The sequence below is a fragment of the Acinetobacter johnsonii genome (genome assembly GCF_048551975.1).
GTDB classification, from domain to species: domain Bacteria; phylum Pseudomonadota; class Gammaproteobacteria; order Pseudomonadales; family Moraxellaceae; genus Acinetobacter; species Acinetobacter johnsonii_A.
In genome coordinates this window covers 128497-140608 of the sequence record NZ_JBIMCF010000003.1, presented here as the reverse complement: position 1 = coordinate 140608, position 12112 = coordinate 128497, and the positions used below count along the sequence as shown (strand labels likewise).

General features: G+C 42.9%; 14 protein-coding genes and 1 pseudogene. 7 read left to right on the top strand and 8 right to left on the bottom strand.

Annotated elements, in window-relative coordinates; all coding sequences use genetic code 11:
* Positions 1–43: 43 nt before the first annotated feature.
* Positions 44–592, bottom strand: coding sequence for a helix-turn-helix domain-containing protein (locus ACG9ZB_RS04240; protein WP_094148590.1), 549 nt, complete (start codon positions 590–592; stop codon positions 44–46).
* Positions 593–683: 91 nt separating this feature from the next.
* Here ACG9ZB_RS04240 and ACG9ZB_RS04235 point away from each other — a divergent pair, with 91 nt between their 5' ends.
* Both ACG9ZB_RS04235 and ACG9ZB_RS04230 read left to right on the top strand, forming a co-directional pair.
* Positions 684–1583: a DMT family transporter gene (locus ACG9ZB_RS04235; protein ID WP_419324528.1), complete on the top strand. Its 900-nt coding sequence runs from the start codon at positions 684–686 to the stop codon at positions 1581–1583.
* The gene (locus tag ACG9ZB_RS04230) at positions 1535–1744 is read left to right on the top strand and encodes a hypothetical protein (protein WP_419324343.1); all 210 of its coding nucleotides are present in this window, start codon (positions 1535–1537) and stop codon (positions 1742–1744) included. The genes ACG9ZB_RS04235 and ACG9ZB_RS04230 overlap by 49 nt, the downstream gene beginning before the upstream one ends.
* Before the next feature lie 164 nt (positions 1745–1908).
* Here the strand turns inward: ACG9ZB_RS04230 and ACG9ZB_RS04225 are convergent, their stop codons facing one another.
* The 3 genes from ACG9ZB_RS04225 to ACG9ZB_RS04215 are packed head-to-tail and all read right to left on the bottom strand — an operon-like array spanning position 1909 to position 3923.
* The gene (locus tag ACG9ZB_RS04225) at positions 1909–2301 is read right to left on the bottom strand and encodes a DUF4870 family protein (RefSeq protein WP_419324341.1); all 393 of its coding nucleotides are present in this window, start codon (positions 2299–2301) and stop codon (positions 1909–1911) included.
* Positions 2302–2329: 28 nt separating this feature from the next.
* Positions 2330–2959 (bottom strand): DUF1294 domain-containing protein, encoded by a 630-nt coding sequence (locus ACG9ZB_RS04220; RefSeq protein WP_419324339.1) that lies wholly within the window; start codon positions 2957–2959, stop codon positions 2330–2332.
* Positions 2960–2972: 13 nt separating this feature from the next.
* The gene (locus ACG9ZB_RS04215) at positions 2973–3923 is read right to left on the bottom strand and encodes a homoserine kinase (RefSeq protein ID WP_419324337.1); all 951 of its coding nucleotides are present in this window, start codon (positions 3921–3923) and stop codon (positions 2973–2975) included.
* Between the two features lie 110 nt (positions 3924–4033).
* On the opposite strand from ACG9ZB_RS04215, the gene hisF reads away from it, so the two are divergent.
* A complete protein-coding gene (gene hisF / locus ACG9ZB_RS04210; protein WP_317112828.1) occupies positions 4034–4795 on the top strand; it encodes an imidazole glycerol phosphate synthase subunit HisF in 762 nt (253 codons plus the stop codon).
* A 74-nt stretch (positions 4796–4869) separates the two neighbouring features.
* The gene (locus ACG9ZB_RS04205) at positions 4870–5331 is read left to right on the top strand and encodes a hypothetical protein (RefSeq protein ID WP_419324335.1); all 462 of its coding nucleotides are present in this window, start codon (positions 4870–4872) and stop codon (positions 5329–5331) included.
* Positions 5332–5649: 318 nt separating this feature from the next.
* Here the strand turns inward: ACG9ZB_RS04205 and ACG9ZB_RS04200 are convergent, their stop codons facing one another.
* Complete coding sequence (locus ACG9ZB_RS04200) at positions 5650–6288, bottom strand: hypothetical protein (protein ID WP_201952735.1); 639 nt, start codon at positions 6286–6288, stop codon at positions 5650–5652.
* 110 nt (positions 6289–6398) lie between these two features.
* Here ACG9ZB_RS04200 and ACG9ZB_RS04195 point away from each other — a divergent pair, with 110 nt between their 5' ends.
* Positions 6399–7400, top strand: a complete 1002-nt coding sequence (locus ACG9ZB_RS04195; RefSeq protein ID WP_419324333.1) for an AraC family transcriptional regulator ligand-binding domain-containing protein — start codon at positions 6399–6401, stop codon at positions 7398–7400.
* Positions 7401–7532: 132 nt separating this feature from the next.
* Positions 7533–7703 (top strand): annotated as a pseudogene (locus tag ACG9ZB_RS04190) (aquaporin); the annotation flags it as partial.
* Positions 7704–7796: 93 nt separating this feature from the next.
* Here the strand turns inward: ACG9ZB_RS04190 and ACG9ZB_RS04185 are convergent.
* Both ACG9ZB_RS04185 and ACG9ZB_RS04180 read right to left on the bottom strand, forming a co-directional pair.
* A complete protein-coding gene (locus ACG9ZB_RS04185) occupies positions 7797–8042 on the bottom strand; it encodes a hypothetical protein (RefSeq protein WP_419324332.1) in 246 nt (81 codons plus the stop codon).
* A gap of 76 nt (positions 8043–8118) precedes the next feature.
* A complete protein-coding gene (locus tag ACG9ZB_RS04180; protein ID WP_419324526.1) occupies positions 8119–9207 on the bottom strand; it encodes a DNA/RNA non-specific endonuclease in 1089 nt (362 codons plus the stop codon).
* A gap of 257 nt (positions 9208–9464) precedes the next feature.
* On the opposite strand from ACG9ZB_RS04180, the gene ACG9ZB_RS04175 reads away from it, so the two are divergent.
* Positions 9465–10073, top strand: coding sequence for a hypothetical protein (locus ACG9ZB_RS04175; protein ID WP_419324330.1), 609 nt, complete (start codon positions 9465–9467; stop codon positions 10071–10073).
* Between the two features lie 63 nt (positions 10074–10136).
* Here ACG9ZB_RS04175 and ACG9ZB_RS04170 read toward each other — a convergent pair whose 3' ends face one another.
* Positions 10137–12014 carry a potassium transporter Kup gene (locus ACG9ZB_RS04170; RefSeq protein WP_094148584.1) on the bottom strand — a complete coding sequence of 626 codons (1878 nt, stop codon included), beginning with the start codon at positions 12012–12014 and terminating at the stop codon, positions 10137–10139.
* Positions 12015–12112: the final 98 nt, after the last annotated feature.

Sequence of the window (12112 nt, the reverse complement as noted above, 5' to 3'; positions counted from 1 at the left end):
TTTTTTATGCGCTAAATATCAGTGTGTAAGATCTGCATCTTATTTAATAAATCGCATTACGAATAAACTTTAACGGTACAGTTCCACGATTGATATATTGGTATTCGATGGCACTGGAAAAAACAATCGACTCTCCTACACCCAAGACTTTCATGTCACCTGCCAGATCCAAAGTTAGCTCACCCTCCATCACATAGAGCATCTCACGCCAACCTTCTGGGTCAGGTTCTGCACTATAGTGTTCATTTGGGGCAAGTACCCATGTCCACAATTCAACTTTTTGTGTTGCTGCCGCCGAGGCCATTAATTTTGCTTCACTGTGGGCTTGTGTACCTTGCCAAGCCAAAACATTGACCACTGCTTGCCCTTGCTGTTCAGGCGCAGCAATGATCTGTACAAAATCGACCTCAAGCACATCGGCAATCAAGCTGAGTTTTGCCAAACTAATATTGTCCTGTCCTGATTCAACCCCAGCCACCATACGACGGCTTAAACCAGCCAAATCCGCCAATTGTTGCTGGCTCAGGCCTTTTAAGCTTCGATAATGACGCACATTTTGACTGACGTGTTGTAGTACCGCAGGAGACTTCATAAAGTTCAATCAAAAAAATATTGAGCAATATATTGCACACAAAAACAAAGCATGACAAGCTATGTGCAATATATTGCACACCAGTTCTTTTATGTTGAATACTAAGCTCGGTTCTAAAGCGCCTGTCATTGCACTGATTCTAATTACCTTTATTTGGGGCGGCACCTTCTTGGCCGTGAAATATGCCTTAAATTTCAGCTCCCCCATGTTCTTTGTGGGTTGTCGTTTCGCCTGCGCCGCGACAATTATTGGCTTATTTTCCTATCAACATTTAAAACACATCACCCGACAGGACTTGTGGGCAGGTGCACTCATTGGCTGTATGGTCACTATTGGCTATGGCACACAAACGGTCGGACTACAAACAGTCAGTAGCAGTGAATCTGCCTTTTTAACTGCACTGTATGTGCCTTTGGTACCTGTATTGTTGTGGCTGATCTTTCGTAAAGTGCCCCATTTTATGATTTGGATTGGTGCGCTCTGTGCATTTATGGGATTAGTCTTACTTACAGGCAATAGCCTGAATTCAATTTCACTGAATTTTGGCCAGACCTTAACCCTACTCGGTGCAATCGCTATAGCGATGGAAATTATCCTGATTGGCTATTTTGCTCCAACAGTCGATATTGGTCGAGTGACGGTAATTCAACTGGCAGTTGCCTCTGTGCTCGCCTTTGCAGCCATGCCATTGGCAGGTGAACACCGCATTCCAGACTTTTCATGGCCTTTACTGAGTATTGCACTCGGCTTGGGGCTTGCCAGTGCCGTGATTCAATATGTAATGAATTGGGCACAGCGCTCAGTCAATCCATCTCAAGCGGCAATTATTTATGCAGGAGAGCCTGTATGGGCGGCACTGTTTGGGCGTCTTGCAGGAGAACGCTTAGCACCACTGGCTTTGTTGGGCGGACTTTTGGTGGTGTTTGGTATTATGATCAGTGAATGGAAACCGAAATTGCTGAAGTCGAAAAAGAATGTCGAACAACTTTAGCCTATCTCCGAAACGCAAAAACTGCTGAATCGAGTGATCAATGCGGCTTTGCTGGACAAACACCTAAAACTATGATTTTATTATATTTATTTTTATTAAAATTTGGAGAACGTCTTAAAAATCAGTATCTTGAAAAATACTTATGCAGCGAAGCCATATAAAAAAGTAAAGATTGAAATTCAATTTTGTAAGGTGCTTTTTAAAAGCCTACGCAAAAATAGACATAATGCTGCATCAGCTTAGTTCATCTTCGGTGCATAAACCTTGTTATAAAAAAGTCACAAAAAAAAAAGGGCACACTGCCCTTTTTAAATCCCATCACTTGTTATTGATACATCGGTTGATTGTCATTTAAACGAATAATGCCTTTAATGGCACGATATACAATCCACACCCATGACAACCCAATCACAGACACGCAGAATGTTGAAGCACCGAGTGCGACACCTGCGAAAGCGGTGGCATTTTCACCCGTAAAGAATAAGAAAATAAATGGCACAAAGGCAATCACGTTCCAAATCAAATACCACCAAAAGGTGCGAATCTGCCAAGTAAAATGGCTCTCAAAAATGGAACCACGCACAGAGCCACGCTTTACATAATTAATCACTAAAGCAATGATGGCTAAAATCCCTGCGGAAAAAATCGCAACAATATAAAAAATATAAAGAATAAAAGTCAAACTACGATTCGGATCTTGATCGACTGAATAATTCATATTGTCCCTCATGAAGTGGGCTTGAACTTTAAATAGGCAAACTATTGAAAGGAGAAATAAGCCATAAAATTAAAAGTATATTGAATAGAATTGTACAAAAGTAAATCTTTCTAAAGGGTTGTTTTTGTGTTTTATGTCGTAGCTTTTGCTGCGCTAACCATGCTGCAGGCCAACCGCCCAAAAATGAAAGGAGATGCAGTGTATTTTCAGGTACACGGCGCTGTCCATTTTTCGCAGCTTCTTTATCTTGCGCATAGAACCAATAACTGGCCGCATTCATCACACTAGTCAACAGCAGCACCAATCCACTCAAACGCCCCAGGAGTACCAATAACGCCAAAAACACGATGTATGCCACCGACGTAATTTGCATTGGACTCCAGCGTTGACCCTGTTCGGTCTTTTTCGGGGAGACTTTTTGGGTACGGCTCTTTTGGGTTTGTGATGCTTTTAAATAACTAACTTGCTGTGCACGATAACGCCCTTGCGCATCCACAATCACATTGTATTCCAACGCACAGCCTAAAATAGGGCGAGGACCTTGCCGTGCAAAGTCCTTGATATGTAAAAACACGCGATCTTTGCTGTCATCGTTGGGCTGAATAAAGCCATAGCCTTTTTCATCGAACCATTCAACGAGTCGTCCTTGGTCACGCATTTTTCTTTCCTATTTAAGCAGTTACAAACTTTAAGCGGTCAATCACCATATTACGCATTTCGGCAGGATTTTTCTGCAAAATGTCATCCCCCGTACGGCCTTGTTCAGCATTTTTTTGTGCCACTTGTAGACGCATCATCCAAAAACGCGCAGCGGCCATTGCAAGATACAACTCGAGACAAGATTTTTCATCGGCAGTCAAAGGACGAATGCTTTCATAGGCGTTTAAGAATGCAATGGCTTTGTCTTCATTTAAATGCACACTTGGATATTCGGTACAGAAGTCATTCAGCGTAATCGCAATATCAAACAAAAACTCATCTTTATTCAGTTCATAAAAGTCTAAAATGCCTTTAAGCTGATTGCCCTCAAACAAAGTGTTGTCACGGAATAAATCCGAATGGATAAAGCCCTTAGGACGATTAGGATAAACCGCCGATAATGCATCATATAACCCCAACAACTTATTGAGTAGTGCTTGATCCGCCTCACTTAATGTCGGTTTCATCTGTAACGCTACAGCGAGCCAGTAATCATGGTCACGGTATTCTGCACGTTCCAGTGGAAAATCTTGCAGTGCGACATGCATTTTCGCTTGTGCAACCGCAATCGCTTCGGCTTGTTCAAAGGTCGCAGGCATGGGGTGTTTGCCCATCATCCGTGGGGCAATTTGTGCGGGTTTAGCTTTTAAACTATGAATGGCTTTGCCTGAATGACTTAAAGGTACAGGAACCGCTAAACCAGCCTGACCTAAATGCTCAAGTACAGGAACCAACTCGCCTGCGCCCTGTTCATCCATTTCTTCAAATACAGTCAATACATACTGCACAGCATTTTCACACACAATAAAATAGTTCGTATTTTGAATACCGCCTTGAATTGGGATCAGATCGATTACCTCAAGTCCATAGGGTGCTGCAAACGCCTGAACTTCCTGTAAAGTCAAAGTGGTATAAACCGACATATAAAACCTGCAAAAAAACTTACATAAGTTTGATAGAATACCCGCTCCGACTATTAAGGTGTAGCATCTAAGTCGCAAAGTTTCATAATCGGCTGTTATTTTTGGAAAAAATTATGCTAGCTAAACGTATTATTCCTTGCCTCGACGTAGACAACGGTCGTGTAGTGAAAGGTGTTCAATTCCTTGATATTCGTGATGCAGGTGACCCAGTAGAAGTAGCACGTCGATATAACGAACAAGGTGCTGATGAAATTACCTTCTTAGACATTACCGCAACTTCGAATGGTCGCGACACGACTTATCGTACGGTTGAACGTATGGCTGAAACGGTTTTTGTTCCCTTAACGGTCGGTGGTGGCGTTCGCAAAGTTGAAGATATTCGCCTCTTACTCAATGCTGGCGCGGACAAAGTCAGCATTAACTCAGCAGCGGTGTTTAACCCAGAATTTGTACAAGAAGCATCGCAACGCTTTGGCGCACAGTGTATTGTGGTTGCCATTGATGCGAAAAAAACGGGCGAGAACAAATGGGAAATTTTTACCCATGGTGGCCGTAAACCAACGGGTATTGATGCAATTGAATGGTCCGTGAAAATGGCTGACTTTGGTGCGGGTGAACTACTGATTACTTCGATGGATGCCGATGGTACCAAAGCAGGTTATGACCTCGAGCTGATGCGTCAAATCAATGACCGCGTGACTATTCCGACCATTGCTTCGGGCGGTGTCGGTAACTTACAACACTTGGCCGATGGTATTTTAAAAGGTGGTGCAGATGCTGTACTGGCTGCTTCGATTTTCCACTTTGGACAACACACCATTCCTGAAGCGAAGAAATATCTTGCAGATCAAGGCATCGAAATGCGTCTATAAACAGACCATAACCGTAAAACCTATAAAAAGAGTGCTTTCGAGTACTCTTTTTATCATTTTAAAGATGAGAAAAAATGTATCACTTAGAACTAATCTTATTTATTTGTGGTCTATTGATCTGTTTTGTTTTCATCCTTTTGATGAAGAAATATGCTGACCGCCCTTTCGGTATGCTGGCTGTACTGCTACTCCTTGGTTTATGCCTGTTTAGCTATATCAGCTTCTGCAAATACCAGTTTAAACACTATTATGAAAAAGCGCTGATTGCACCTGATCAAATTCGGGCTTGTGGTATTTTTACACAATGGTCGGAGGTCACTCATTATCGACGGCACAACATTAGTACTGAAAAAGTGTTTTACTTTAAGAGTGATCGACAAGCTTTTTTATTTAGCAATAGTCCGCGTGCCAGACAAAGCTTCCCTGATCTCAAAACCTTAAACATCAACGAGCATGTTTGCTTTCAGTTTTCCCCTGACTATACCGATGAAATGGATCGCTATATTTTAACAGGCTTCAAAAAGCAGGCGAATTAAAAGGCTCAATTACGCTGTACTCAGGCACAGCCAGTGCCTCTATTATGCAGCAGATGTTAAAGTTTAGAATGCTCGCTGGCTTTTGACCGAACTTATGCTCTCAATTTTTGAGATAAAAAAAGGGAGTCTTGCGACTCCCTATAAACCTAGAATAACGACAACATTGACTTGTTAGACTGGAAAATGAAAAATAACGTATTAATACTCATAAGATGATTTCATCTGATTAACAGCCTTACTATAGAATGTTCAAATGACGAAATATTGACAATACATACCAATATTATTGACAAATCACGACAAAAATATCCCTTTCAATTATCCTGCAACCGTTTCCGTCGTCTGCGCTGAGTTCAGTGGAATCGCTTCAGGTGCCTTAACCCATTTTGCAGGGAAGACCTGATTGACCCACTGGGTGAGCTTATTCGACACCACTTGGGGTAAAGCAATACCCAGCGGATTTTGCTCTTGCAGATCTAGCGAGGAAATGACCCGCGTTCCTAAAATATAATCAAACCACGGCTTAGTCACACACCAGTTGGCATCCTGATTGGAGTTCATATGATGGTCATAATGCCAAGGAATCTTACGCATTGCCCAGTCTGGCTCTAAGTGTGCACGGCGGTGGATATAGTAATAATTTCCTGCACTGTACAACACAGACAACGTCATGCCTTTGGAGACAGGATAAAATAATGTCCCAAATACCCCCGCCACGACAGCAAGTGACACGATTTCATTTTTGGTACGCCAGTTGCTCCAACCTTCAACATAACCATGATCGTGAAATGTGGTTTTCCGCACTTCTCGGTGATGCTCCCAATGCGATTTCATGCTGTCAGGCACGGGGCTATAGCGTGGCTTTCCAGCACGGTGTGTTCCATGCAAAATATATTTATGTGCGACCCACTCAAACGCATTGGCAACCACCAGTCCTGCGACAAAACCCTTCCACATGGCAAATTCCTCCTATATTCAGATTGAATATAATGTGGAAACTATGCTAAATATTGACCCTAGCATTCAAATTCATTGACAAATTACGACAAGAACAATAGAGCTAATCAATGCAACATTTCAAAGACTACACAGGTTCTGTCTACGGTGGACTGGGGCATTTACTCTATGCCTATTGCCAAGCCGTTGGCTACCCAATTTCTGAACAGCTTGAAAAAGCACAGAACTTAGAACGTTTTGATTATGCCCTGTGGTTAGAGTTACTGAATGATCTTGACAGCCATCTGCATATCCCTGCGCTCGGACTCGAGATTGCAAAGTATGTACGACCCAAACATTTAGGCATTTTGGGCTATATTGCACTGTCCTGCGAAAATTTAGGCGAAGCGCTCACCCGTTATCATGACTTTCACCGTCTCATTTATGATGGCAGCTCGCTATATGTTGCAGTTGAAGGTGAAAATCTATGCTTTGGTTGGGTGGAGATGCCGATTGAACTGACCACACAACTCAGCAATGAAGTGGCAATGGCGCTGATCATTCAGTTTATGAAGCACTTTGTCGCCCATGATGACATCCAGCTCAGCGAGGTTCATTTTACTCACCCTACCCCGAAAAATACGGCACTGTATGAGCAGTACTTTAATTGTAAAGTTCGCTTCTCTCAAAGCAGACCTATGATGATGATTCCCCTAAGCGAATTATCCATGCCCTTTCAGCAAGGTGATCAAACCCTTCAAAAATTGCTCTTACAGCAGGCCGAAGCCTTACTGGAAAAACTCCCTAACTCTACTCACATCGACCAGCGCTTACAGCATGCGATTTTAACCGGGCTACAAAAAAACCAATATCAAATTGAACATATTGCTCGACAACTGAATTTTTCAGTCCGACAGCTGCAACGTTACTTACAACAACAAGGCACGACCTACCAACAGCGGATGCAAGAAGTCCGACGCATCTTGGCGGAGCAATACTTAAAAGATCCATACCTCAGCTTACAGGAAATTGCACTGTTGCTGAGTTACTCTGAACAAAGTGCTTTTCAACGTGCCTTTAAACACTGGACCCAAGTCACACCTCAGCAATGGCGTATTCAGCATTTTCATTAAAATCGGATCTGTTTGATCCACGTCATCAGGATGTCATGCTTTTTTTGTTAAATTGATTAAAAAAACGAGTATTTTCTCGTTAAATATAAAGTTCTACGCGAATAAAACCTCAATAACTACAAAAAGTGCATTATGAATAAATATCTTGCTGAATTCATCGGAACGTTTTGGTTGGTCTTCGGAGGCTGTGGGAGTGCCATTTTTGCAGCAGCTTTTCCCGAGTTGCGCATCGGCTTTCTTAGCGTTGCACTTGTCTTTGGTTTAACCGTTTTAACGGGTGCCTTTGCACTTGGACATATCTCTGACGAGGATTAATTTGTTCTCTCCCCATTAATAACAAAGCCTACAATCTGTAGGCTTTGTTATTGTTCCACATGGAACATAGATAGACTTATGTTATAAAAATGGATTGTCAATTTCATCCGACTGCGGACGTTCAATTTTCTCAGGAAGCTGAACTTCACTTTCAAGCTGTTGCACAATGGCATTCAGATACGCCTGTAATGCTTTGGCCGCAGCTAGGCCAGCTTGGTCTTTGGTGAGTTGTAAATTGCCATAAATACTGACGCAGTCCGTGTCATTTTCAAGGGTCAAATCATGAATGGCATGGGACTCGTTGCCTTGTACAAAAGGTTTAAACATTTTATTTTTACTCGTATTTATTCTTCAGGCATTGGGCACTGCAGTAGAATGTCTATACATACAACTGCCTAGAACTTTAACGTAACAGCTGCAAAATATATTGCAATAAGACGTCGACCAATTGTTTCACAATCACATCTTGATCCGCCGCATCAATACCCGTGCCCTTTGTTACGGTGCTACCACTACTCGACTGAGTAGAGCCCGATTTAAATTTTTTTTGTAAGGCTTTGAGCTGCCCGGATGAAACCTCTTCAGCACACTGACTTTCCGCATCCCAATGTGAATACTGAATTGCCGTATTGGCTTTTACCGCCGTTGCTGTCAACGGTAGTTTATAGGTGTTACGTTTTTGCTCTTCTGTCAGTTGCGGAAATAAATTCACACCCAACTGCTCTTCCAAATAGCAGACACTGACAATTCTTACCTGCTGTGAATTATCATTCGGTGCGTAATAAGCGCCGATTGCACCCGTTTTTGGCATATAGACCGCTTTGTAAACCGCACTCGGAACAATCACTCCCTGACCAATGGTCTTGAGCTTTTTGCCCTGAAACACTGGCCCAGTCACCACAAAAACATCTAACTTTTGCTTGGTCACAAGCGCCCGTGTGGCTTCTTCCAATTCACGCCACACTTGCTGATTATTTTTAGGGGCCTGTGGCACCATGTTGGCCAAAGAAAAACTGTCGAATTGTGCGGCTTTGTTGGGCATATCCCCATTCGGCGCCATATGTCCACGGTCATAGCCTGAACCACGGTAGTCCGACAATGTCGCTCGATGTTCGCTTGCAACATTATTTTCTTCGTGAAAACTATCTTCACGTGGAATTTTTTGGCTCAGGCGCTTTGGCGTCAGGGCCTCTGCAACCCAGAGAGGTGTTTTCGAAACGCCCGAATACATCACATTAAAACCGTTAAAGCACAGTGCATAGCTGTGTTTACTTAAACTTTCTTTGAGTAAATAAGGCGGAATTTCCCGATAAAATTGTTCTAAACAGGCGGAATTTGAGCTTGGGCTTAAAGACACGTATTGCTGAATTTTTTCTTGACCAAAGGCTATCGCAAAACTTCCCGTTGCCACCAATCCTAAAATCACTTTCAGGCCATTTTGATTAAACATGTTAAAGACTGACTTACCTGAACTGCTTTTCTTCTTCGCCATAACAACTACAATAAACATCGGTTTTTCACGAGCTTAACAATCAGCGTATACGAAGTATATCGCTCGAGTTCTATTCGCATAACAATTAAACAAAACGCCATATTTAGATGATTTTGCATGTAACAAAATGTCTTTTTTGTAGAGTTTTTCTACGACAACATGATGCGATTGCGTATCTTTGATTGCTGTCGCTTCAAAAAATATGCCAAGGTAAAAATGAATTCAACGAAATAATACATGCAATTTACGGAGTTCTTATGCATTCTAAGATTTTAGCTTCTCTTGGTTTAATCGGCACAGTGATAAGTGCTTCAGCCTTCGCCGAGCCACCGATCCAACCGGGTGATACCTTAGAAAGTCTGTCTCAAGCCAAAGTCATGACTACTGTTAATGGTCAACCAGGTTCTATTCAAGAACTCGTAAGCTCAGGGCAAATTAAAATACTTGATCCAAATGCTGCACCTATCAGTCCAGCGGGCCGAGGTGCACCCAATGACCAAGCAGTGATGCCAACCGCACCACAGAGTGAAGCCCCTGTTCAACAGGCCGCACCTGATACCACAGGGCAACAACAAGTCGCTGCGACTCCAACAGAGCAACATCCACTAGCACCGAATGCAGAACTCTCAGCACAACAAGCTGAAGCGGCATTAAATGATGCTGTCGCACCCACGGCAAATACAGACATGAATGCTGCCCCAGCTGCTGCACCGCAATTAGATTCATCAGCAGAGGCACCTGTCAATGCGGTTGAGCCTGATTCACTGGCATCACCAGATGCTCCTGCTCAAGCACTTCCTGACGCTTCAGCAGAACAGCCTGTCCAAGCGATGCCTGAAGCACCTGTAAATGACCCACTGAACTAAGACTTCAGCTGATTTATCCTCCCAAAAAAACCAGCATATATGCTGGTTTTTTTTATTGAGGTTTTAAATCTCGATCTGACTACCGAGTTCAACTACACGGTTGGGTGGAATCTGATAGAAGTCACTCACAGGACTGGTATTCCGTTGCATTGAGATAAAGAGCTTTTCACGCCACGGCGCCATACCATCACCCACGGTACTGATAATCCGTTCACGTGATACAAAGAAGCTGATCTGCATTAAGTTATATTCCAGATCAATCGCTTGATACACCGCTTCAAGTGCTTGTGGAATGTTCATTTCATCTTTAAAGCCATAGTACAATTCAAGACGATAAAAATGCTGATTCATGGTTTCGACATGGAAGCGATTGGTCTCTTCCACATAAGGAACATCTTGGATTTTAACGGTGAGAATGATGTTCTTTTGATGCAGTACTTTATTGTGCTTCATGTTGTGCAACATGGCATGTGGCACAACGGTTGGCGTTCCTGTTAAAAAGACGGCCTCGCCTTCAACCCAATTGGCTTGTTCACCAATACTTTGTACAAATAAATCGAGTGGCAATGTATCTTGCTGAAGCTTGGCAAAGGTTAACTCGCGCCCTTGTTTCCATGTCATTAATAACATGAATGCAATACCGCCAATCAGCAATGGAACCCAACCGCCCGATAATACTTTAAGTGAGGTCGCACTCACCAAGACCAAATCTAAAACAAGGAATGGAATAATCAGCAGCACCAATTTTGGCATGCTCCATTTCCATGTATAACGAATAAATACCGCAATCAATAATGTGTCACACAGCATGGTCATGGTGACTGCCAGACCATAGGCATGTGAAAGCTGTGAGCTAGTTTGGAAGATTAAAATTAAGACAATAATCGATGCCAACAATATCCAGTTCAGTAAAGGTACATAAATCTGCCCCTGTTCCGAGTCTGAAGTATGTTTCACATTTAAACGTGGTAAATAGCCCAGTTGAATGGCCTGACGCGCTAAAGAGAAGACCCCTGAAATTACAGCCTGTGAAGCAATAACGGCGGCCATAGTGGCCAAGAAGATCATTGGGTACAAGCCCCACTCTGGCACCAACAGGTAAAATGGATTTTCGATCGCAGTCGGATCACGCAACAGCAATGCACCTTGTCCTGCATAATTGAGCAGTAAACACGGTAAAACCACAATAAACCAAGCCAAACGAATCGGCACAGGACCAAAATGGCCCATATCGGCATACAGGGCTTCGCCACCTGTGACGGTCAACACTACCGCACCCATAATGAAAAAGGCCATTAAAGGGTTGGTCACGATAAACTGAAATGCCCAATGTGGGCTCAGCATGCCCAAAACCAAAGGTGTTTGAATAATGCTCGAGATCCCAAGAATACCGAGAGAGAAGAACCACAATAAGGTCAGTGGGCCAAAGAACTTACCAACAAAGGCTGTCCCATACTTTTGCATGACAAATACAGCAGTGACGATACTAATTGCAATCGGCACAATATAAGGGTCAAGTGCATCGGTTGCGATGGATAAGCCTTCTACGGCAGACAAGACTGAAATGGCTGGGGTGATGATCCCATCCCCAAAAAATAGTGAAGCCCCAATAAAGCCAATCGAAATTAACAGTAATTTTTTCCGATGGCTAAAATTGGTATTGCGCAAGTTCAGTGCAAGCAAAGCCATAATCCCACCTTCACCATTGTTATCTGCACGCATGACAATTGCAGAATATTTAATGGTAATGACCATAGTCATGGTCCAGAAGATAATGGACAAAATACCCAATACGTTTGCAGGGGTGATGCCCAAGCCATGTGCAGCGTGGAAGGATTCTTTCAATGCATAGAGTGGACTGGTTCCAATATCCCCGAACACGACCCCTAATGCTGCCAAGGTCATCGCAGGCAAGGCGGCTTTTTTTGCAGTACTTTGCATAAGCTTGTCTTCAATTATTGACACTATTTTTGCGAATCATATCATTGAGCTAAAACTTTTGCTCGAATTCAATTGTTTCACCTTGTCGATGGCTATGT

Coding starts and splice junctions, on each gene's coding strand:
- ACG9ZB_RS04175 (WP_419324330.1), top strand. CDS start 9,465: ATGCATTCTAAGATTTTAGCTTCTCTTGGTTTAATCGGCACAGTGATA.
- ACG9ZB_RS04180 (WP_419324526.1), bottom strand. CDS start 9,207: ATGGCGAAGAAGAAAAGCAGTTCAGGTAAGTCAGTCTTTAACATGTTT.
- ACG9ZB_RS04185 (WP_419324332.1), bottom strand. CDS start 8,042: ATGTTTAAACCTTTTGTACAAGGCAACGAGTCCCATGCCATTCATGAT.
- ACG9ZB_RS04195 (WP_419324333.1), top strand. CDS start 6,399: ATGCAACATTTCAAAGACTACACAGGTTCTGTCTACGGTGGACTGGGG.
- ACG9ZB_RS04235 (WP_419324528.1), top strand. CDS start 684: ATGTTGAATACTAAGCTCGGTTCTAAAGCGCCTGTCATTGCACTGATT.
- ACG9ZB_RS04170 (WP_094148584.1), bottom strand. CDS start 12,014: ATGCAAAGTACTGCAAAAAAAGCCGCCTTGCCTGCGATGACCTTGGCA.
- ACG9ZB_RS04225 (WP_419324341.1), bottom strand. CDS start 2,301: ATGAATTATTCAGTCGATCAAGATCCGAATCGTAGTTTGACTTTTATT.
- ACG9ZB_RS04200 (WP_201952735.1), bottom strand. CDS start 6,288: ATGTGGAAGGGTTTTGTCGCAGGACTGGTGGTTGCCAATGCGTTTGAG.
- ACG9ZB_RS04205 (WP_419324335.1), top strand. CDS start 4,870: ATGTATCACTTAGAACTAATCTTATTTATTTGTGGTCTATTGATCTGT.
- ACG9ZB_RS04220 (WP_419324339.1), bottom strand. CDS start 2,959: ATGCGTGACCAAGGACGACTCGTTGAATGGTTCGATGAAAAAGGCTAT.
- ACG9ZB_RS04230 (WP_419324343.1), top strand. CDS start 1,535: ATGGAAACCGAAATTGCTGAAGTCGAAAAAGAATGTCGAACAACTTTA.
- ACG9ZB_RS04215 (WP_419324337.1), bottom strand. CDS start 3,923: ATGTCGGTTTATACCACTTTGACTTTACAGGAAGTTCAGGCGTTTGCA.
- ACG9ZB_RS04240 (WP_094148590.1), bottom strand. CDS start 592: ATGAAGTCTCCTGCGGTACTACAACACGTCAGTCAAAATGTGCGTCAT.